General features: G+C 36.3%; 18 protein-coding genes. 6 read left to right on the top strand and 12 right to left on the bottom strand.

Annotated features, from left to right (window positions below; genetic code table 11):
• Window positions 1–372 carry a ribosome silencing factor gene (gene rsfS / locus KO493_RS06135; RefSeq protein ID WP_216067060.1) on the bottom strand — a complete coding sequence of 124 codons (372 nt, stop codon included), beginning with the start codon at window positions 370–372 and terminating at the stop codon, window positions 1–3.
• A 93-nt stretch (window positions 373–465) separates the two neighbouring features.
• Here rsfS and KO493_RS06130 point away from each other — a divergent pair, with 93 nt between their 5' ends.
• A complete protein-coding gene (locus KO493_RS06130) occupies window positions 466–1,197 on the top strand; it encodes a biotin--[acetyl-CoA-carboxylase] ligase (RefSeq protein WP_216067059.1) in 732 nt (243 codons plus the stop codon).
• Here the strand turns inward: KO493_RS06130 and KO493_RS06125 are convergent.
• Window positions 1,194–1,589 (bottom strand): SRPBCC family protein, encoded by a 396-nt coding sequence (locus tag KO493_RS06125; RefSeq protein WP_216067058.1) that lies wholly within the window; start codon window positions 1,587–1,589, stop codon window positions 1,194–1,196. The two genes, KO493_RS06130 and KO493_RS06125, sit on opposite strands and share 4 nt — an antisense overlap.
• A 62-nt stretch (window positions 1,590–1,651) precedes the next feature.
• Window positions 1,652–2,296 (bottom strand): orotate phosphoribosyltransferase, encoded by a 645-nt coding sequence (gene pyrE, locus KO493_RS06120; protein WP_216067057.1) that lies wholly within the window; start codon window positions 2,294–2,296, stop codon window positions 1,652–1,654.
• A gap of 135 nt (window positions 2,297–2,431) precedes the next feature.
• On the opposite strand from pyrE, the gene KO493_RS06115 reads away from it, so the two are divergent.
• From KO493_RS06115 to KO493_RS06105, 3 genes are all read left to right on the top strand, one after another.
• The gene (locus KO493_RS06115) at window positions 2,432–3,013 is read left to right on the top strand and encodes an NUDIX hydrolase (RefSeq protein WP_216067056.1); all 582 of its coding nucleotides are present in this window, start codon (window positions 2,432–2,434) and stop codon (window positions 3,011–3,013) included.
• Window positions 3,014–3,300: 287 nt separating this feature from the next.
• Entirely contained in the window at window positions 3,301–4,962 is a 1,662-nt protein-coding gene (locus tag KO493_RS06110; protein WP_216067055.1) for a SulP family inorganic anion transporter, read from the top strand.
• Window positions 4,963–5,309: 347 nt separating this feature from the next.
• Window positions 5,310–6,146 (top strand): T9SS type A sorting domain-containing protein, encoded by an 837-nt coding sequence (locus KO493_RS06105; RefSeq protein ID WP_216067054.1) that lies wholly within the window; start codon window positions 5,310–5,312, stop codon window positions 6,144–6,146.
• Between the two features lie 151 nt (window positions 6,147–6,297).
• On the opposite strand, the gene coaD is transcribed toward KO493_RS06105, so the two are convergent.
• Both coaD and KO493_RS06095 read right to left on the bottom strand, forming a co-directional pair.
• The gene (gene coaD / locus KO493_RS06100; protein ID WP_216067053.1) at window positions 6,298–6,756 is read right to left on the bottom strand and encodes a pantetheine-phosphate adenylyltransferase; all 459 of its coding nucleotides are present in this window, start codon (window positions 6,754–6,756) and stop codon (window positions 6,298–6,300) included.
• Between the two features lie 198 nt (window positions 6,757–6,954).
• On the bottom strand, window positions 6,955–7,929 hold the full coding sequence (locus tag KO493_RS06095) for a D-alanine--D-alanine ligase (protein WP_216067135.1): 975 nt from the start codon (window positions 7,927–7,929) through the stop codon (window positions 6,955–6,957).
• A gap of 169 nt (window positions 7,930–8,098) precedes the next feature.
• Between KO493_RS06095 and KO493_RS06090 the strand changes: the two genes are divergently transcribed.
• Entirely contained in the window at window positions 8,099–8,656 is a 558-nt protein-coding gene (locus KO493_RS06090) for a PASTA domain-containing protein (RefSeq protein WP_216067052.1), read from the top strand.
• 3 nt (window positions 8,657–8,659) lie between these two features.
• Complete coding sequence (locus KO493_RS06085; RefSeq protein ID WP_216067051.1) at window positions 8,660–9,694, top strand: RluA family pseudouridine synthase; 1,035 nt, start codon at window positions 8,660–8,662, stop codon at window positions 9,692–9,694.
• A 619-nt stretch (window positions 9,695–10,313) separates the two neighbouring features.
• On the opposite strand, the gene KO493_RS06080 is transcribed toward KO493_RS06085, so the two are convergent.
• The 7 genes from KO493_RS06080 to KO493_RS06050 all read right to left on the bottom strand — a co-directional run bounded on the left by KO493_RS06080 (window position 10,314) and on the right by KO493_RS06050 (window position 20,823).
• Window positions 10,314–11,819: an aminotransferase class V-fold PLP-dependent enzyme gene (locus KO493_RS06080; RefSeq protein WP_216067050.1), complete on the bottom strand. Its 1,506-nt coding sequence runs from the start codon at window positions 11,817–11,819 to the stop codon at window positions 10,314–10,316.
• Between the two features lie 428 nt (window positions 11,820–12,247).
• A complete protein-coding gene (locus tag KO493_RS06075) occupies window positions 12,248–14,239 on the bottom strand; it encodes a protein-disulfide reductase DsbD family protein (protein ID WP_216067049.1) in 1,992 nt (663 codons plus the stop codon).
• Between the two features lie 634 nt (window positions 14,240–14,873).
• Window positions 14,874–17,216, bottom strand: a complete 2,343-nt coding sequence (locus tag KO493_RS06070; RefSeq protein WP_216067048.1) for a GumC family protein — start codon at window positions 17,214–17,216, stop codon at window positions 14,874–14,876.
• Between the two features lie 10 nt (window positions 17,217–17,226).
• Complete coding sequence (locus KO493_RS06065) at window positions 17,227–18,003, bottom strand: polysaccharide biosynthesis/export family protein (RefSeq protein ID WP_216067047.1); 777 nt, start codon at window positions 18,001–18,003, stop codon at window positions 17,227–17,229.
• 20 nt (window positions 18,004–18,023) lie between these two features.
• The gene (locus KO493_RS06060) at window positions 18,024–19,118 is read right to left on the bottom strand and encodes an MraY family glycosyltransferase (protein ID WP_216067046.1); all 1,095 of its coding nucleotides are present in this window, start codon (window positions 19,116–19,118) and stop codon (window positions 18,024–18,026) included.
• A gap of 1 nt (window position 19,119) precedes the next feature.
• The gene (locus KO493_RS06055) at window positions 19,120–19,872 is read right to left on the bottom strand and encodes a glycosyltransferase family 2 protein (protein ID WP_216067045.1); all 753 of its coding nucleotides are present in this window, start codon (window positions 19,870–19,872) and stop codon (window positions 19,120–19,122) included.
• A gap of 15 nt (window positions 19,873–19,887) precedes the next feature.
• Complete coding sequence (locus KO493_RS06050) at window positions 19,888–20,823, bottom strand: UDP-glucuronic acid decarboxylase family protein (RefSeq protein ID WP_216067044.1); 936 nt, start codon at window positions 20,821–20,823, stop codon at window positions 19,888–19,890.
• Between the last annotated feature and the right edge of the window lie 11 nt (window positions 20,824–20,834).

Raw genomic sequence — 20,834 nt, 5'->3', positions numbered from 1 at the left:
TTAGTAGTTGGTTTCTATTACTGTTGTTTTTGCATCACCCCAAAGACTTTCGATGTCGTAAAACTCTCTAATTTGCTTTTGGAATACATGTACAACTACATTAACATAATCAATTAAAACCCACTCGGCGTTATCCATACCTTCAGTATGCCATGGGTTATCCTTAAGTTCTTTGCTTACTTTTTTCTGGATGGAGTTAACAATAGCGTTTACTTGTGTATTTGACGATCCTTCGCAAATAATGAAGTAATCACAAACCGTATTTTCAATCTCTCTTAAATCTAGAATATTTATTTCTTGTCCTTTAACATCCTCAATGCCACTAATAATAACGGATATTAACTGGTCTGCGCTTATTTTTTCTTTCGCCATTAAATTTATTTAATTTGTGCAAAGTTATTATTTTTTTAGTTCTTTATACTTTAAAAATATGATAAGATTTAGACTAATATCAATAACTTGTCTATGAGTATAATCAAACTTGATGCCACCGATTCTACAAATAGCTATTTGAGAGAACTATATACGAATGAGACTGTTGCAGATTTTACCATGGTAATCGCTAAAAAGCAGACACATGGAAGAGGGCAAATGGGCGCGAAATGGGAGTCACAAGACGCTAAAAACCTTACTTTTAGTGTGTTCAAGGATCTTGGTGGTTTTCATCTTGAATCACCATTTGCAATCAGTTTGGTGGTGTCTTTAGCTTTAAGAAAAGCGCTACAGTCCTTTTTGATTCCTCATTTACATGTCAAATGGCCTAACGACATTCTGTCAGTAAATAAAAAGATTTGTGGTGTTTTAATTGAAAATGTCATAAAACAACAGGATGTCACAGCATCAATTATTGGTATCGGACTGAATGTGAATCAAATTGACTTTGAAGATTTACCTAAAGCGTCTTCTTTAAAACAAATCACAGGGATCATTTATGATTTAGATGAAGTGGCTTGCGCTATTTTGGATCAGCTAAAATATTATTTTGAAGTCTTAGAAAAGGGGAATTACGAGGCGTTAAAAGAAGCGTATGAATCATGCTTATTCAGAAAAAACAAACCTTCAACATTCGAAGATGCTGAAGGTTTACAGTTTTCTGGTTTTATAAAAGGTGTTTCTAATATTGGAAATCTTAAAGTGTTATTAGAAGATAACATCGTAAAAGAATTCGATTTAAAAGAACTAACGTTATTGTATTAAACAGCTTTAGGAATATTAGTCGCTAAAGTTTCAATGAGTTTTGTGATCGGGCCTTTAATCATCATGGCCATCATCGGGTTGATGTTTCCATCAAAAAGCAATTGTACTTCACTAGCCCCGTTATCAATTTTATTAATTGCCGTAGTTAGGGAAAAGTCTATTTTTCCGCCTGCAGCACCAAGAACAATTTTATTTGGAGGAATCACTTCCTTTTTCTTAAGAACGATATCGGGCATTCCTTTTAAGGCAAAAAGAAATTTATCTTCTCCTAAAACTTCAAACTTACTAATGTTCTCCGGCATTATAGCTTCAAAGTTTTTAACCTCAGATAAATACTTAAAAACCTCTTCAGAAGATTTTGTTACTGTAACTTTTGGGGATTCTAAATTCATAATATTTTAAAATTGTGATTGTTTCATTTGATAAATTCAATCAAATTATAACAAGGTGTCTATCAATTAGCGTTCCATTCACCTGGGTTACTATTCCATTCTGATAAAGTCTTTAATTCTTTTTCAGAAATGTAATTGGTATCCAAAGCTTGCTCTAATAAGTTCTCGTAGTTACTTAATGTGTTTAAATGGATGTTTTCTTGCTTAAAGTTTTCAGCAGCAACATCAAAACCATAGGTAAATATAGCAATCATGCCTTTTACATTTACATGCGCTTCTTTTAAAGCCTTTACGGCGTTTAAACTGCTTTTTCCAGTACTTATTAAATCTTCTACCACTACCACGTTTTGTCCGCTTTCAATAAAGCCTTCAATTTGGTTTTTTCTGCCATGGCCTTTAGCGTCAGGTCTTACATATATAAAAGGAAGTCCTAAGTATTCAGCAACAAGCATTCCTATACCAATTGCACCTGTGGCAACACCAGCGATAACGTCGGGTTTGCCATAATGTTTTTCGATATATTTCCCCATAGTTTCGCGAATGTAATTACGCACAGGAGGGAATGATAATATAATACGGTTATCGCAATAAATTGGCGATTTCCAGCCCGATGCCCAAGTAAAAGGTTCTTGAGGACTTAGTTTAATAGCGTTTATTTGCAATAAAACTTCGGCTGTTTTTTTAGCTGTGTCTTTGTTGAAAATCATGTTAGCAAAATTACGGATAAATTTAAGTTTAAATCAATGGAGTTTTATTTTAATTAAAATATTTTTTGATCAAAGTTTGCCATGTGAACAAAATTAATATTTTTACCTAAAAGAAATTGTTAATTATTAAGGTCTATGTATAAAGTTTTTGTTGGAGATAAACCAATGATTTTGACAACTCAAGTTGAGCAGGAAACCAACTTCAAGAATTACTTACTCAATACGGTGAATCTTGTTAAGGTAATTCGGAAATTGAATACGTCATCCTTGAAAGAAGCACGTTTGATTCATAAAAACCCCGATAAATTATTAAAGAAGTTTTTAAAGAAATTACCTAACGTTATCGCTGGCGGCGGTAAGGTTTATAATGCCGAAGGTGACATACTTTTTATATACAGAAATGATAAATGGGATTTACCTAAAGGGAAAGCCGAACGCCATGAAAGCATTCAAGAAACAGCGATTCGTGAAGTTACCGAAGAAACTGGTGTTGGCGGATTAGTGATTACAAAGCCTTTAGATATTACTTACCATATTTTTAAACGTCACGGGCGCTATAAAATAAAAGTAACCCATTGGTTTGAAATGAAAACGAACTTTACTGGAAACTTATACGCCCAGGAAGAAGAGGGGATTACTAAAGTGGCCTGGCTAAATGCTAGTGAAGCTCATGAGGCACTGAATAACTCGTATGCTAATATTAAGTTGTTGGTTTAGTCGTTGAGGAGTTAAGTAGTTAAGTAGATTTCACTTCGCAGGCTCAGTGTTTGAGGAGTTGAAGTAGTTAAGTAGTTAAGTAGTTAAGGAGTTAAGGAGGGTTACTTCGCGGGCTCAATGGGATTGTTTTTGTTCTTTTAAGGCTTGTAAAATCTCTATATCGGCTATATAATCGCAATCAACGTTCACGAAATCAAACGTTATAGTTTTGGTTAATGGCAAATTAAATAGGTTCTGCTTGCAAGACAACTTATTAAACTTAAATTTGCAGCTCCAAAAAATGAACCATGACCGATTTTATTATTAAGCGTGCAGCGAATGCAAAAAACGATGTTCTAGCAGGAATTACAGTCTCTTTAGCGATGGTGCCCGAAGTGGTAGCCTTTGCTTTTGTGGCTCAAATAGATCCCTTAATGGCGCTTTCTGGTGCTTTTATTGTGGGTTTAATTGCTGCCATTTTTGGTGGTAGACCAGGTTTAATCTCTGGTGCTGCAGGTGCGGTAGCCGTTATTTTTGTTGGTATGATTGCCGAAGGCCACACGCGAGGTATGTTATTCGATCAGCCCATCGAAAACATGGGGTTCTTCTACTTAATGGCCTGTGTGATCTTAATGGGCATCATTCAAATATTTGCAGGTGTTTTTAAGTTAGGGCGTTTTGTACGTTTAATTCCGCATCCTGTCATGATGGGGTTTGTAAACGGTTTAGCCATCGTTATTTTTTGGGCGCAAGTCAAAATGTTTTCTCATAAAACATTACAAGTTTCCGCCGAAGGTGTGAAGGAATACGTAAACACCTTCATGCATGGTACCGAATTATATATCATGATGGGGTTAGTAGCCTTAACGATGGGTATTATTTGGCTATTGCCTAAAATTACAACTAAAATTCCTGCGGCCTTAACCGCTATATTAATTACAACTATGGTTGTTGTTGGTTTCGGAATGGAAGTTTCTACGGTAGGTTCTTATATTATTGAAGGCGGCGGAACAGGATTAAAAGGTGAAATACCAACACCAAATCTGGAACTTTGGCAGCACTTACCTTTCAATTTAGACACACTTAGTTTTATCTTACCATATGCCTTTTTAGCAGCCTGCGTAGGATTAATAGAGTCTTTAATGACGATGAACCTTGTTGATGAACTTATTGATAGCCGTGGGGACGGAAATAGAGAATGTATCGCTCAAGGTGCTGGAAATATTATGTCTGGACTTTTTGGAGGTACCGGAGGTTGTGGCATGATCGGTCAAACCGTAATCAATATAAAAGCAGGTGGTCGTGGTCGACTATCGGGTATCATGATGGCCGTAACCTTATTAACATTTATACTTTTTACAGATAAATTAATAGAGCAAGTGCCCATCGCCGCATTAATTGGGGTGATGTTTATGATGGTTATCGAAACATTCGCATGGTCTAGTTTTAGAATTATTAAAAAAATACCTAAATCGGATGCCGTGGTTTTAATCGTAGTATCTTCTGTAACTGTAATCTTTGATTTAGCAATTGCTGTTTTCGTAGGTGTTATTATTTCAGCATTGGTTTTTGCTTGGGAAAATGCCAAACGAATTCGTGCTCGTAAACGCATGCGCGAAGATGGTACTAAGGTTTATGAAATCTGGGGCCCATTATTTTTCGGTTCAATAACGGCTTTTAATGAAAAATTCGATGTTAAAAACGATCCAGAAGTCGTAGAAATCGATTTTGTAGAATCGCGAATTAGTGACCATTCGGCTATGGAAGCTATTTTTAATTTAGTTAAAAAATACGAAGATGCCGGGAAACAAATCAAATTAAAACATCTAAGCGAAGACTGTAAAATTCTTCTTTATAAATCGAATCCTAAATTCCGTGAGGTGGTTGTGGAAGATATTGATGATCCAAGATACCATTTGGCTGAAGATCCAGAAGCCTTTACAAAAGGACTAGGTGAGTATAAATTTTAGGGCGTTACCATATCCTTCGATTCCCCTCAGGACATGGTCGGGCTTTCCGCTATATCTTTTTTTAGAGAAGTGGCTTATTTGTAACTTCAGTACTACTTAAATACGAATGTCTAATTTGTAGTTTATGAGGTGGTTAACCAAAAAAAGGATGCCGCTGCAATCCCTAACGCGGGTGTTTTAGTATTTTTTTAACTTTTTTTCACGTCTTAGATATACTGTTAAATTGCTGACTAGTAGCTTGATACGTGTTTGTTGATTTTTTTGTAGTGATTTTCGTAATGTGCTTGTCTTTAGGTTCTTAGTTTTTTTTTATAATTTAGAGGAAACTAATCTAAAAATTAACAAAAATGAAAACAAAATTACAAACAAGCCAAATTAAATGGAGAACCATCAAAACAACTTGCGCACTATTTTTAGTCGGCGCTTTAGGGTTTGCGCAAACACCTGTTTCTACAACAAACACTGAAATTTCTGGAGTAACTGTTGCTTTTTATTTTAATCAGCAAGTCGATGTATCTGCGGGTAAATTAAACTATGCCACTAACACTGTTGATGGCGACATCGACACCGATTGGGCAGGAGAGAGTGCTGCAGATATGCCAAACCGTGGAGAGGCTCTTATTTTTGACTTAGGAGGCTCTTACGAATTAGCCGAACTTCAATACTTAACGGTTGCAAAAGATCCAACGTATCAATTTCAAATTTGGGTATCTACAGGAACGTCTAATGAGGCAGATTTTATTAACGCTTTTCCTACATTAGGAAATCTTTTAAGTAGCACTGCTCTTGAGTACAAGCAATTTCTTTTAACAACACCTCTTGCTAATGTAAAGTATGTGATGTTAAAATGTTATGGGCGTGCAGATAGTGCTTGGAACACAATTAGTGAACTTAAGTTTTATGAAGCATCAACAGCTTCTGTAAAAGAAAATGAGTTAAGTGGTTTTGCTTTATACCCAAACCCTGCTAACGACTCTTTTTCTTTAAACAACCTTAGTAACAAGGTTAACAAAGTTGATATTTTAAACTTACAAGGGCAACTCGTTTTATCTCAAACTATCGAGAGTTTTACTAATGAATTATCAATAAGCACAACAAGCTTAACTAACGGTATCTATTTAGTAAAATTATCTGATGGTTCAGGAAGCTTATCAGCATCAAAAAAACTTATCGTTAAGCGCTAAAAAAAAAAATGACATGTTTCAACTTTAAAAAGAAGTTGTTTGGTCATATATAAGCATAAAAAAGCTCTAAAAAGTAATAATACTTTTTAGAGCTTTTTGGTTTATATCATTTAGCGTATCGTTATGCTTTCTCTTTGAATCACAATTATAATTAATTATTCAAACGCACAGCATCCGGTACCAATTTGGTGTAATCACCATTGTTTCTAATCACGTCACGCACAATATTTGAAGCAATGTAAGATGTTTGTGCAGAGGTTAATAAAAACACAGTTTCAATAGGTGCCAGATCTCTATTGGTATGTGCGATGGCTTTTTCAAATTCAAAATCTGCAGGGTTTCTTAGTCCGCGTAAAATAAAGGGCACATCGATGGCTTTACAGTAATCAACCGTTAAGCCTTCATATGTTACTACTTTAACTTTGGGCTCGTTTTTAAAGGTGTCTTCAATAAATTGTTTACGCTGCTCTAAGGAGAACATGTATTTTTTATCGGCATTAACTCCAATAGCTACAATAATTTCATCAAATAAAGTGGCCGCACGTGTTATAATATCAACATGGCCTAAGGTTAGCGGATCAAAAGACCCAGGGAATAATGCGCGTTTCATGTGTTTTGTTTATTTTTTTTGACTATTGACTATTGACTATTGACTATTGACTATTGACTGTTGACCTTTGACTGTTGACTGTTGACTGTTGACCTTTGACTATTAACGGAAGACAGAAGACGGGACCACAATAGTTTTTAATTTTTAAATCTGCATTTTTAATTAAATAGTCATTAATCAATAGTCATTAATAAAATTTTATGCTAAAGCTTCTTCAATCGCATTGGCGAACAAATCCGCTAAAGGGATATTTGCGGCAGCTGCTTGTTGTGGTAAGATGCTTTCGCGGGTTAAACCCGGAATGGTATTCATTTCTAATAAATGCGGTTCGCCATCTTTAAAAATAAATTCACTACGGCTAAAACCTTTCATTTTTAAGACCTCATAAACTTTCTTAGCTTCTTTGTTTACTTGGGCTTCTTGTGCTTTTGTTAATCGAGCCGGTGTAATTTCTTGAGATTTCCCTTCATATTTTGCTTCGTAATCGAAAAAATCATTTTCAGAAACTATTTCAGTAATTGGAAGTACAATAACCTCACCTTTATAACTAATCACACCAACCGAAACTTCGGTGCCATCTAAAAACGATTCAATTATAATTTCATCATCTTCCTTAAAAGCTACATCTACCGCACTTTGTAATGCTTCCTTTTTATGAACCTTACTTACTCCAAAACTACTCCCTGCTTTATTAGCTTTTACAAAACATGGTAAACCTACTTTAGAAATAATGGCATCAGCATCTACGGTATCTCCTAAATTAAGATAAAAAGATTCAGCCGTTTTTATGCCATAGGGTTTTAAAATACTCAATAAATCACGTTTATTATAAGTGATTCCTGCTTGATACATGTCGCAGCTTGTATGCGGCAGGTTCAATAGTTTAAAATAGCCTTGCATATAACCATCCTCTCCGGGAGAACCATGAATGGCATTAAATACACAATCGAAAGTAATTTTTTTTCCTTGTGCCGAAATTGAGAAATCATTTTTATCAACAGGGTGTTCGTTGTTGTTGGCATCGACATAAACCCATTTGTCTTTAAAAATATGAATGCGGTATGCCGTATATTTACTTTGGTCTAAAGTTTCATAAACCACGTTTCCACTAGTCAGTGAGATTTTATATTCACTTGAATATCCTCCCATGATGATGGCTATATTCTTTTTCATCATTAATATATTTGTTGATTTCCGCAATCGGAAATTGAATTAAATAATTGTTTCTCCTAAAAATCTGCAATAAAGTGCAAGTATTATTAGTTAAGCTAAAATATCATATAAATGGCAAAAGAAAAAACAGTTCTGTTTTTATATATTTGTCCTATCGAAATTTCTGTAAATGAGCCTAGTTAAATTTATTACAAGTAAAACATTTTTAAAACAAATAGCTTTAGCCTTAGTCGCTTTGGTTGTACTTTGTTATGTTATTTTAAAATGGTTAAATATCACAACCAATCATGGTAAATTTGAAACGGTTCCAGATTTAAAAGGAAAATCTATAAACGTCGCTAAGCTAGAACTGGAGGATAATAATTTGGTTATGAAAATACAGGATTCTGCAAATTATAACCCAAATTACCCTAAGTTTTCTGTTATTGAGCAAGAACCTTTATCTGGGACAAAAGTAAAAGAGGATAGAAAAATATACATTACTTTAAACCCATCGGGATACCGAAAAATGACGATTCCAGACGGACTTATTGATAAAACCTTCCGTCAAGTTAAGCCTACCTTGGAAGCTTTTGGTTTTCAAATTGGAAAAATTACTTACGTAAATAACATTGGTAAAGACATGGTTCTTAAATTATCACATAAAGGAACCACACTTAATGCCGGCGATAAACTGGCAAAAACATCTGTGATAGACTTACAACTAGGAAACGGCAACCGCCCTTAAATTATGGATGATTACACACCGCAATTACCAGACGAAGACGATTTGTTTGAACATCATGCTTTTACAGTAGATAAAGGACAAACCCCACTTCGAATTGATAAATATTTGATGAATTTTATTGAAAACGCCACGCGTAATAAAATTCAAGATGCCGCCAAAAATGGTAGTATTTACGTGAATGACACGCCGGTAAAATCCAATTACAAGGTGAAACCCTTGGATAAAATCCGTGTATTGTTTGCCCACCCACCTCACGAAAATTTATTGGTAGGTGAAGATATTCCACTTGATATCGTTTATGAAGATGACGCACTTTTAGTGGTTAATAAACCTGCTGGTATGGTTGTTCACCCCGGCCATGGTAATTATTCGGGAACACTTATTAACGCGCTTATTTATCGTTTCGAGAATCTGCCTAACAATTCCAGTGAACGTCCAGGACTAGTTCACCGTATCGACAAAGACACCAGTGGATTGTTAGTCATTGCTAAAACTGAAGAGGCTATGGCACATTTATCCTTGCAATTTGCCGAAAAAACAAGCGAACGTGAGTATGTCGCGCTAGTTTGGGGCAATGTGCAAGAAGATGAAGGCACGATTGAAGGTAATATTGGTCGTCATCCCAAAAACAGATTACAAAACACCGTTTTCTTTGATGATGAAGCTGAAAAAGGAAAACCTGCCGTTACCCATTATAAAGTACTTGAGCGCTTAGGCTATGTAACCCTAGTATCTTGTAAATTAGAAACAGGGCGCACGCATCAAATTCGTGTGCATATGAAGCATATCGGACACACACTTTTTAATGATGAACGTTACGGTGGTGAGAAAATATTAAAAGGAACTACCTTTACAAAATACAAACAGTTTGTGGATAATTGCTTTAAAGTGCTACCTAGACAGGCGCTTCATGCTAAAACTCTCGGTTTTGTGCACCCTACCACTCAAGAATTTATGCGATTTGATAGTGCTGTTCCAGAGGATATTGAGGCTTGTGTGGAGAAGTGGCGTGGGTATTCTAGGCATTTGGATGGGTAGTTTGGGGGTTGAAGGAGTTGAGTAGTTAAGGAGTTAGTACTTCGCGGGCTCAGTTTTTTAGGAGTTAAGTAGTTAGCACTTCGCGGGCTCAGTTTTTAGGAGTTGAGTAGTTAGCACTTCGCGGGCTCAGTTTTTAGGAGTTGGGTAGTTAAGGAGTTAGCACTTCGCTGGCTCAGTTTTTAGTAGTTATCACTTCGCTGGCTCAGTTTTTATAGTTAAGGTGTTTGGCTTCGCTAGCTCAGCCTTGTAGTATGGTTTGTCAGGATTTGGCTAGTAGCAGTAGTTAAGTAGAATCATCTTCGCACGCTCAGAGTTAGTACGTTGCGAATTAGAAAAGTTCACACTTCAACGATTTCCTTGTGCCGTTTAGGTAAAGCAAAGCCCTTGAGGGGATCATAGGGGTGTTTGAGTCCGAGTTACTCACCTCTACAATACACTTTTAAAATTTTCACCTAATACCAATTTAACTGTATCATGTCGTATTTTTAATTTGAATTATTTTTTGTTCAGATGAGATAGAAAATTCAAGCATAGCATTAGCTACGGTTTTATTTTATATTGAAATATGGGCGAAAAAGAAACAAATTATATGCGATATAATACAGTTAAATTGGTATAATTACTCAAACCACTTTTCCGTAATGGTTTTTTCTACGTCTAGATTATTCTTATTGATGAATTCGTTTTTAACGGCATTATAAGTGTAGTCCTTTCCCCAGGTTTCATGGTTTTTGGTAACTTCTTGGATGGCGTCGCAAATGAATGTAACTTCTGCATTAGTCATTGTTGGGTGAATTGACATTCTAACCCAGCCTGGGCGCTCAATTAAACAACCTTCTAAAATTTTCTTTTCAATGGATTTGGAAGTCGGTTCATCTACATTTAATAAATAATGGCCATAAGTTCCAGCACACGAGCAACCACCACGGGTTTGTACGCCAAAACGGTCGTTTAGTAACTTTACAATGAGATTGTAATGTGCGTTTTCTATAAAAAATGAAAATACGCCTAGCCTATCGGTGTGTTTTGGTGCTAATATGTTTAAGTGCTTTATCTTAGAGAGTTTTTTAAAAATGAGAGTGTTTAATTCATGCTCACGATCTAAAATATTTTGAATGCCCATTTCCGCTTTCAGCTGGATGGAAAGTGCGATTTTTATGGCCTGTAAAAAACCTGGTGTTCCACCGTCTTCTCGAGTTTCAATATCATCGATATAATCATGATTACCCCAAGGGTTGGTGTAACTTACGGTGCCGCCACCTGGGTTATCGGGTACTAAGTTTTTATATAGTTTTTTATTGAACACCAATACACCGGAAGTTCCTGGGCCACCTAAGAATTTATGCGGTGAAAAAGTAATGGCATCTAAATATTCATCTTCATTTTTAGGGTGCATATCGATGTTAACATACGGCGCAGAACAAGCAAAATCTACAAAACATAAACCATTGTTTTTATGCATGATTTTAGCAATTTCATAGTAATTGGTGCGAATACCTGTTACGTTAGAGCAGCCAGTTACAGCGGCTATTTTTAAAGGGGTATCCTTGTATTTTTTTAATAATTCTTGCAGTCCCTTTAAACTGGGAAGTCCCTTTTTATTTGAAGGAATCACTTCTACCCGCGCAATAGTTTCTAACCATGAGGTTTGGTTTGAGTGATGTTCCATGTGGGACACGAAAATAATCGGTCGTTTTTCCTCTGGAATAACGGTATGATCTTTTAAATTTTCACTAAGCTTAAGCCCCAAAATACGCTGGAATTTATTAATAGCCCCAGTCATCCCGGTGCCAACAGTTATTAATACATCATCTTTAGAAGCATTAACATGGTTTTTTATGAGATGTCTTGCTTCATGATAGGCACGCGTCATTGTGGATCCCGTTATGGAAGTTTCAGTATGTGTGTTTGCCACAAAAGGCCCAATGTCGTTTAATAACTTTTCCTCAATGGGTCTGTATAACCGTCCGCTAGCTGTCCAATCCGCATAAATTATTTTTTGCTTTCCGTAAGGTGAAATAAAATAAGTGTCGTTACCTATAATTTGATTCCTGAAAGGCGCAAAATAGGTTTCTAATTTACTTGGTTTTTGGTCTTTGTTCAAAATATTGGATATGAAACTCATTTGAAAAGCGGTATGTGGTTGGTTGTGATATTTTAAATTTTATAATGTGTGAAAATGTTCTCGACTCCGCTCGAACACCGTTCTAAAGTTGATTACTACGTTTTTGTAGGTCGTAATCAGACTATTATTTCTATACGTTCTCCACTGTACTCGAACACCGGTTTTATCGGGTTTTCGTTACGGTCTTCGAGCGGAGTCGAGAAGTATTCATAAACTGGTGTAAAAAAGCTAACTTCATATGCTTTACTGTTATGTAAAACGTATTCCTAAAAGCGAAAAAATAAATTATTCGAGACGTTCTCGACTCCGCCATTCTGCCGATAGGCAAGCTCGAACACCATTTCTTAAGTTGATTTCAAGTTCAGAAGTGTTTTAATCAACTGCATCGAAACCTGAAACCTAAATACTTCAAACTTCAAACTATTTATCTACTTCTCAAACTTTGAAATCCCTTCTTTCAACCAATTGTAATAGGCATCAGCGTCAGGGGTATACGCCACAGGATCTAAAAGGTTTTCTTCGTTATGATCCATTAAAACATAAAAAGGTTGCGAATTGGTTTTGTATTTAATGGTTTGCAATTCGCTCCATTTTTGTCCGATGTATTTTAGTTTCTTGCCAGGTTTTAACTTTGAATCTACAATCTCGGCATCTTTTAATTTACGTTTATCATCAACATATAATGAAATTAAAATCACATCATTCTTTAAAATATCGAGCACCTTTGGTTTAATCCAAACGTTTTGTTCCATTTTTCTACAATTCACGCAGGCATGTCCTGTAAAATCAATCATAACGGGTTTTCCAACTTGCTTTGCATAAGCAAGGCCTTTATCATAATCATTAAAAGCTAAAATATTATGAGGCGGCATGAGGTGTGCCCCTTCAGGAACTTCATTATGTTGCCCTCCAGGAACATGACTTGAAGCCAATTGCGTATAGCCAACACCATAAGGGGATTCACTGTAATGTTGAGGTGGTGGGAAGGCACTTATTAAATTTAAAGGTGCGCCCCAAAGCCCTGGAATCATATAAATGGTGAATGATAACACAACAAGTCCTAAACTTAATCGGCCTACGGAAATATGTGTTAACGGAGAATCATGTGGTAGCTGTATTTTTCCGAATAAATAAAAGGCAAGGGCACCGAATATGGCAATCCAAATTGCGATGAATACTTCACGTTCTAACCAATGTAATTGTAAAACCAGATCGGCGTTCGATAAGAATTTAAAGGCTAACGCTAATTCTAAGAACCCTAAAACCACTTTTACGGTATTTAACCAGCCTCCAGATTTTGGTAAAGAATTTAACCACCCTGGGAATGCCGCGAATATAGCAAAGGGTAACGCAATGGCCATAGAAAATCCAAGCATACCCACAATAGGACCAATTTGACTTCCACCAGCGGCGGCTTGGACTAACAAAGTTCCAACAATTGGCCCGGTACAAGAAAAAGATACAATTGCTAATGCCAAAGCCATAAAAAAGATGCCAATTAACCCACCTCTATCGGCTTGAGAATCTACTTTGTTTGCCCAAGAATTTGGTAGCATGATTTCAAAAGCGCCCAAGAAAGAAGCTGCAAAAACCAAGAGTAGTAAAAAGAAAATGATATTAAACCACACATTAGTTGACAAGGCGTTTAAGGCATCGGCACCGAAAATAAGGCTCACTAAAATGCCAAGGATCACATAAATAACAATAATGGAAAAGCCGTAAATGACCGCATTTTTAATACCAGCGGCTTTGGTTTTACTCTGTTTGGTAAAGAAGCTCACCGTCATTGGAATCATAGGGAACACACAAGGTGTCAATAATGCTGCAAAGCCTGAAAAGAAGGCGATAAAAAAGATGCCCCATAAACCTTGTTCCTTTGATTTGTTAGTGCTTGAATTGGTATGGTTTTTTAGGGTAGATGTATTAGTATGAGCTTCTTCTTCAGTTATAGGCTCAGAAATTGACGCTGCTTTTTCCGAAAGGGTAAAAACCAAATCCACTTCAGTAGGGGGTAGGCATCTGGCATCGTCACATACCATGAACTCCACCATAGCTTCTATGGATGTTTCGTTTCCTGAAACCTCAACCTTCTGTTCAAAAGTAGCCGTGTTTTCAAAATAGGTGATTTCCATTTCAAAAACAGGATCGTCCACTGTATGTCCTTCGTTTTCTATGGTATTCCCTTTGATTTTAATCGCACCAGCGCCATCATCATAAGTGAACGTTGTTGGAATCGGACCGTTTTCAGGAACATCTTGAGAATATAAGTGCCAACCTTTTTCAATTGTAGCTGTTGAGATCAACTTATACTCGGAATCTGAAAGTTTTTCAACGGAAGTAGACCATTCAACTGGGTTGAAAATTTGTGCTTGTCCAAGTGAAACGAAAAGGAGGGTGCATAGTAGGAATATTTTTTTCATAAGTTGGATGGTTTATTAAAAAAGGTGCTTATCTGAAAAATTAATAATGGTGTCATCACAAGGGTGCCAGGAATCTTAGTGATTAGTAAAAAATTCTTCAGTCGTTCCTCCTTCTGAATGCCAGAATGTGTTACTTTTTAGATAGTTTCTTGTTTTAAGTGTCTTTTAAATTATTGATGCGTTATCATCTCATAGCATGTATACCCAAAAATAGCTAAAGTAAACTTTTGATATACAAGTCCTCTATATAGAGTACAAAAATCGTGTTTACCCTTATTAATGAAATGTTAAATGTTTTCATTTGGTGTTAAAGTTGAGGGTTTTGGTTTGGGATTGTAAGTTTTTGGGGAGATTTGCTATTGGTTTTATTACACAGAGAGGCACTGAGGATTTCACAGAGCCCCATAGAGGATTTTTTTAGACACAGATTACACTGATTTTCACAGATTTTATATCGTATTTTTTGTGACTAAACAAGAAATTAATATTACACAGAGGCACTGAGAAGTTCACAAAGACTCACTGAGGGTGTTTTAGACACAGATTTGTTCTCGACTCCGCTCGAACACCGGTTAAATTGATGATTCGTGACGGTCTTCGAGCGGAGTCGAGAAGTATTGCCCTCGAGGGGACATTATTTATTAAAACGCCACCAAGGTGTCTTTTCTTCGTCGTTACCATAGCCGTAACCACCGTAGCCGTAGCCGTAACCTTTTTTAGGATCCGTGCCATTCATAACGAGCGACATGTTAGGTAAACGTTTTTCGTTATACAATTGTTTAGGTACGTCTAGAAGGCGTTTGTCTAAGTAATTGGCTCTGGTGATGTATAAGAATAAATCGGCTTTAGGAGCGATTTGGATGGTGTCGGTCACTAGGGTAACCGGAGCGGTATCAACAATCACCACATCATAATGCTGCTTGCTGTAGGCTAAGAGTTCATCTAAACGGCCGTTCATAAGGAGTTCGGCTGGGTTTGGGGCGATGATACCGGATTGTATGAGGTCGAAGCCCCTTTCTTGAGGTTCTATAATGTCTTTAAATGTTACAGTTTTATCCGCTAGGTATTCTGTTAAGCCCTTGTGTGTGGCACTAATATCTAAATATTCAACCACTTTAGGTTTACGAATGTCTGCTCCAATAAGTAAAACTTTTTTATCAGTCATAGCAAAAACGGTAGCCAGATTAATGGTGACAAAAGTCTTACCCTCACCAGGTAGGGTAGAAGTAACAAAAATAGCCTTGCCACTTACCTCTGTATTACCTAGCATAAAATTTAGGTTGGTTCGTACCATTCTAAAGGCCTCTGCCAAACTTCCTCGATCTCCTTTAACCAACATGCGATCTTTTTTAGAAGTTGTTGGAATGGCTCCCATAAAAGGTGCTTTGATGGTCTCTTCTAATTCTTTTTGTGTGTGTACCTTATTGTCTAATAAGTCTACTATAAAAATAATACCAAAAGGAATAGCTAGCCCCAGAAGAATTGCTGTTAGATATATCATTTTTCTATTGGGACCCACGGGGTGTGCTGCGCCTTCAGCCGCGTCTACTAATTTTGCGTTAGGTGCAGTAACCGCTAGAGAAATCGCATTTTCTTCTCGTTTTTGTAGTAAAAACAGGTATAACGTTTCAATAATTTGTTGCTGGCGTTGAATGTCCCTAAATTCGCGTTCCCTTTTCGGAGCTGTAGAAATTCGAGAAGCCATTCTTTGCTCTTGGACTATAGCATCGTTCAGAGAAATCTTTAAACTAGATTTTAAATTATCGAGTCCTTGTACAATACTTTCACGTATCTGGTTGAGTTGCGTGTCTAAGTTTATGATTACCGGGTTTTTACCACCGGTACTTTTTGAAATTCTGTTACGTTCTAATAGTAATTCATTGTATTGGCTACTACTTGTGTTGATATTAGAATCACTAAGGCCTAAACTTTCAGGTATTAATGTGTTTTGATTGTCTTTTAAGTGAGCCTTTACATAAGCCACTAGTTTTAATTGGGTGTTGAGTTCAATAATTTGTTTTTCAATTTCAGAATTCGTGGCTAGTACAATACCGGTTTCTGTATTAATGTCGGTAAGTTTATTTTCGGTTTTAAAGGTTTCAGCATTTTTATCTACTTGAATAAGGTCTTGTTCAATAAGTGCTAAACGTTCTTTTATAAAGGCGTCTGTATTATTGCCTATCAGGTTTTTGTATTCTACAGCGTCCTTATTGTACTGGCGCACCAATTCATCTAAAATCAATTGAGCTTTTGCCTTCTTACGGCTTTGCATTTTTAATTCTATAACACTGGCATTAGGATTTAAAAGTGTGACCTGTATTTGATTTCGTAAACCTTGAACTACCTGTTTTAAAGGACTTATTGAAACAGTGAATGTCTCATCGGTGTTTTTAATAGTTTTCGGTGTAATAATTAATTTTAATCCATTGTAATCAATAGGAGATCCAAAACTATGCTGTTCCTTGTTTTCATTCTCAAGATTAGATATTTCAAATGCTGTATCAGATACGATATTGATTTTAAAAGCTGTACTAAAGTCAAAAAGGAAGGAATCAGCGGTTAAGAAGTTAATATTAAAAGGGAGTTCGTTCTTCAGTTGTTCAGTACTTCTTATATTTCCGTCTTTAAAATACGCTATATTGAGTTTAAGGTTTTCTCCAACTTTGTTTATTAAGCTTCTTGATTCTAATATGGTGATTTCGTTGGCAATGTTTTTTTGATTGCCTCCAATGCCTAGTTCTTCAAAAACAGCTAATTCTGGTGAAGCCCCTTTGGCATCATCTTCTATGAGGATGGTGGTAGCTACCTCATAAAGGTTAGGCGTATATCGTAAATAGAGGAAGGCGCCTATTCCTGCTAAAATTATACTCAATACAAACCATTTCCAGTGGATAGCGTATTTTTCAATTTCTTGACGTATGTTGGTGGTTTCCTCCTCAGCAATGATCATATTTGGAGGTATCTCTTGATTTTGCATGTTTGTTTTTTTAAATGATAAGGGCTATTACGGCAAGTAGCACAGAAATAGAAGAAAAGATTACAGAGGTATTAGGGCCAACAGATGAGGCATTAACTCTCGTTTTATTGGGTGTCACGTAGATGATGTCGTTTTGTTTCACATAAAAATAAGGGGAGTTAATTATATCACTACGCGTTAAATCAAGATTGATGTGTTTTTTTTCGCCGTTTTCGGTGCGTATTAAAAGTACATCATCGCGTTTTCCATAAATGGTTAAATCTCCTGCTATAGAAATAGCTTCAATAATAGACATGTGTTCATTAAGTACCGGAATAGCACCTGGGTTTTTGACTTCACCAAGCACCGATACTCTGAAATTCGCAAAGCGTATGTTAATCACAGGGTCTGAGATGTAGTTTTTTAGCTGTTCCTCGAGATTTTTAGTAAGTTCTTTCGTCGTTAAACCTAAAATATTTAATTTTCCTAAGACCGGAAAATTAATAACCCCATCGGTATCCACTAAATAAGCTTGAGGTTTTGCTGCCGCGGCAGCGCCAATTATAGGCGATTCGTATAAATTAAAGGGGATTGCCGCTTCGGCATTGGTGGCACTTATGTTAATGAAAATTAAATCACCTGTTTGTATTTCTGGTTCGTCATAACTTATATCGCTTTCTAAAGCCTGACCCTCAGTCTCCTGGAAATATTGAATTTTTTTTGGAGACGCACAGGATCCTAAACATAAAACACTAAGGCAAAAAAGGATAGCATTAAAAGTTAATTGAAAAGGGAATTGTTTATTCATAAGAAGTGATGGATTAATCTTTATTTGGTTTGCTTTAGGGTATTAATACGATTACTAAGCCTATAAAATACAGCTAGTAATACAAGAAAGATTAATAGTATAGCCCCAAGCATGGCAAAACTATTAAGATTCGCTGACAGGTAAAATATTAAAATGGCTAAGCAGTAATTTAGACCGCCCAAAATTAAGGCTATTTTATAATGCGGCAAGCCTAAATCTAGTAAAATGTGGTGGATGTGGTTACGGTCGGCAGTTAAGGGATTTGATCCTTGAAGTAGTCGGACTCCAATAACCCGAAGCATGTCGAAAAAAGGAACCGCCAATATGCCAGACACCAAAAAAAACTTGTTTTCTGTTTTAAAGGAAAAAAGCTCATGTAAATTACTATCCATGGTTAAAAACCGAAGACATAAAAAAGCTAAGCAAAAGCCGATGATTAAAGAACCGGTGTCTCCCATAAAAATTTTCTTTTTATGGGAAAAATTATACTTTAAAAAGGCTAATAACATGCTTATGAGGACTAAGGCTAATATAAAGTAAAAATGAAAATCTATTTTATGGAAAATTAAAGCCAGAATGGAAAAGCCACTGATACCTATGGCAGAAGCTAAGCCATCTACACCATCTATAAGGTTATAGGCATTGATAATAGTTAGAATGATTAAAATATGCAGAGCATCTATAATCAGTTGAGGGACTTGGCTAAACCCTAAAAAACCATCTAGAGAGCTGCTATGAAAGCCTGGGTGAAAGAGAACAATTAGTATAGCTGCAGCTTCTATTAAAAGCCGTGCTCTAGGGGTTGACACTGATAAATCATCTTTAAAGCCTATTATAAATACCAAGGTTAAGGCAGCGGCTAAGTTTAAGCCTATGGCATCTACATCAATATGTTTGAATAAAAACAAGTTAATGATGAGGGCCACAAAAAAAGCGAGACCACCCATAGTAGGTGTTGCTCGGGTATGTGAACTTCGATGTCCTGGTGCTTCACTTAAATTATGGTGATTGACCATAAAAATAATTTTAGGAATCATGTAATTTACCAAACCAAAGGACCCACAGCAACAAATGATAGCTAGAATAATAGGATTAGATAAAGTGGTTGTAAGCATATTATTTTTTATAAAACTGACTTAGTTTAGACACATTTTTGATGATTAAGGCATTCCAACTGCCTATATTATTCTTATACAGTGCCTTATAATCTTCTTTCGACTTTAAGATGATATTTTTTAAGCTTCGGTTACTGGCACCGCCAATGCGCATTTTTGTAATGACTTCTGGAATGTACACAAAACGAAGCTCCGGATTTTTAAAAACTCGTAAAATAAAATCATAGTCCGCTGCAATTTTAAAATCTAAATCAAATATACCATGTTTTTTATAAATGTCAGATTTTAAAAATAGGGTAGGGTGGGCGGGCATCCAACCTTTTTTTAGTAATTTTTGATCAAAATCACAGCTTTTCCAATAGCGAATCACTTTATTGGTGTTTTGTTGGTCTACGTATTCCAAGTCGCCATAGACCCCATCACAGTTTTTTGATTTAAAAGCCTTTACGATATTAGAAATTACGCTGGGGTTGGCTAAAAAATCATCGGAATGCACAAAACCAATCACATCACCAGTAGCCCTTTGTATGCCTTTATTTAGCGCATCGTAAATTCCCGAATCGGGTTCGGAAATTACTTTGATGTTGGCATACTTCTTTTGGTATTCAACAACACGATTTAATGTATGGTCTTTAGATTGGCCATCGATGATGATGTATTCAATATTAGGATAATCCTGATTTAATACCGACTGCATGCAGTTTTCAATAACATCGGCACTGTTATAGGTGGCTGTGATTATAGATACTTTCATAAAAGCGAAGCTGCTTTATATTTTAGTTTTAAAATATTTGATGGTTTCAAGTAGCCCTTCTTCCAATTGAATGTTCGGTTGCCAGCCGTCTAACTTTTCTTTAGCTAAATTGATATCTGGCTGACGTTGTTTAGGATCATCCTGAGGAAGCGGCATGAATTTAAGTTTAGAGTTAGAATTGGTTAATCGAATCACTGCTTCGGCCAATTCAAGCATGGTAAACTCATTCGGGTTTCCTAAATTCACAGGTCCTAAAAATTTAGGGTCTGAGTTCATCATTCTGATGATCCCTTCTACCAAATCATCTACATATTGAAAGCTTCGTGTTTGTTTTCCGTCACCAAAAATGGTAATGTCTTCCCCGCGTAAAGCCTGCATAATAAAATTAGAAACTACGCGACCATCGTTAGGGTTCATACGTGGTCCATAAGTATTAAAAATTCTAATGATTTTAATCGCCACGTCGTTTTGACTGTGGTAGTCCATAAATAAAGTTTCAGCGCAGCGTTTGCCTTCATCGTAGCAAGAACGAATACCAATTGGGTTGACGTTCCCCCAATAACTTTCTGGTTGTGGATGTACGGTAGGATCTCCATAAACTTCAGACGTAGAAGCCTGTAATATTTTAGCCTTAACACGTTTTGCCAAGCCTAAAGTGTTTATAGCCCCCATCACCGAGGTTTTAATAGTTTTTATAGGGTTATATTGGTAGTGTACGGGCGAAGCAGGACAGGCCATGTTATAAATTTCATCCACTTCGGCGTAGAAAGGTTCTGTAATGTCGTGACGTACCAACTCAAAATACGGGTTGTCCAACAGGTGTACCACATTTTCTTTGTTCCCTGTAAAATAATTGTCTAAGCAAATGACGTCGTTACCTTCGTTTAATAAGCGTTCGCATAAGTGGGATCCTACAAATCCGGCACCTCCTGTTACTAGAATTCTTTTCATTTATAGTGTGT

Origin of the sequence: Pseudotamlana agarivorans, from assembly GCF_018860245.1 — a bacterium.
Lineage (GTDB): Bacteria > Bacteroidota > Bacteroidia > Flavobacteriales > Flavobacteriaceae > Pseudotamlana > Pseudotamlana agarivorans_A.
The sequence above is the reverse complement of the archived record's forward strand: the minus strand, read 5'-3'. Positions and strand labels throughout refer to the sequence as shown.

What these genes read in the sequence shown, in the direction of transcription:
- KO493_RS06070 (WP_216067048.1), bottom strand. Translation starts at nt 17,216, where the DNA reads ATGCAAAATCAAGAGATACCTCCAAATATGATCATTGCTGAGGAGGAA.
- KO493_RS06105 (WP_216067054.1), top strand. Translation starts at nt 5,310, where the DNA reads ATGAAAACAAAATTACAAACAAGCCAAATTAAATGGAGAACCATCAAA.
- KO493_RS06130 (WP_216067059.1), top strand. Translation starts at nt 466, where the DNA reads ATGAGTATAATCAAACTTGATGCCACCGATTCTACAAATAGCTATTTG.
- KO493_RS06095 (WP_216067135.1), bottom strand. Translation starts at nt 7,929, where the DNA reads ATGAAAAAGAATATAGCCATCATCATGGGAGGATATTCAAGTGAATAT.
- KO493_RS06065 (WP_216067047.1), bottom strand. Translation starts at nt 18,003, where the DNA reads ATGAATAAACAATTCCCTTTTCAATTAACTTTTAATGCTATCCTTTTT.
- KO493_RS06080 (WP_216067050.1), bottom strand. Translation starts at nt 11,819, where the DNA reads ATGAGTTTCATATCCAATATTTTGAACAAAGACCAAAAACCAAGTAAA.
- KO493_RS06060 (WP_216067046.1), bottom strand. Translation starts at nt 19,118, where the DNA reads ATGCTTACAACCACTTTATCTAATCCTATTATTCTAGCTATCATTTGT.
- KO493_RS06115 (WP_216067056.1), top strand. Translation starts at nt 2,432, where the DNA reads ATGTATAAAGTTTTTGTTGGAGATAAACCAATGATTTTGACAACTCAA.
- KO493_RS06075 (WP_216067049.1), bottom strand. Translation starts at nt 14,239, where the DNA reads ATGAAAAAAATATTCCTACTATGCACCCTCCTTTTCGTTTCACTTGGA.
- rsfS (WP_216067060.1), bottom strand. Translation starts at nt 372, where the DNA reads ATGGCGAAAGAAAAAATAAGCGCAGACCAGTTAATATCCGTTATTATT.
- pyrE (WP_216067057.1), bottom strand. Translation starts at nt 2,296, where the DNA reads ATGATTTTCAACAAAGACACAGCTAAAAAAACAGCCGAAGTTTTATTG.
- KO493_RS06110 (WP_216067055.1), top strand. Translation starts at nt 3,301, where the DNA reads ATGACCGATTTTATTATTAAGCGTGCAGCGAATGCAAAAAACGATGTT.
- coaD (WP_216067053.1), bottom strand. Translation starts at nt 6,756, where the DNA reads ATGAAACGCGCATTATTCCCTGGGTCTTTTGATCCGCTAACCTTAGGC.
- KO493_RS06055 (WP_216067045.1), bottom strand. Translation starts at nt 19,872, where the DNA reads ATGAAAGTATCTATAATCACAGCCACCTATAACAGTGCCGATGTTATT.
- KO493_RS06085 (WP_216067051.1), top strand. Translation starts at nt 8,660, where the DNA reads ATGGATGATTACACACCGCAATTACCAGACGAAGACGATTTGTTTGAA.
- KO493_RS06090 (WP_216067052.1), top strand. Translation starts at nt 8,099, where the DNA reads ATGAGCCTAGTTAAATTTATTACAAGTAAAACATTTTTAAAACAAATA.
- KO493_RS06125 (WP_216067058.1), bottom strand. Translation starts at nt 1,589, where the DNA reads ATGAATTTAGAATCCCCAAAAGTTACAGTAACAAAATCTTCTGAAGAG.
- KO493_RS06050 (WP_216067044.1), bottom strand. Translation starts at nt 20,823, where the DNA reads ATGAAAAGAATTCTAGTAACAGGAGGTGCCGGATTTGTAGGATCCCAC.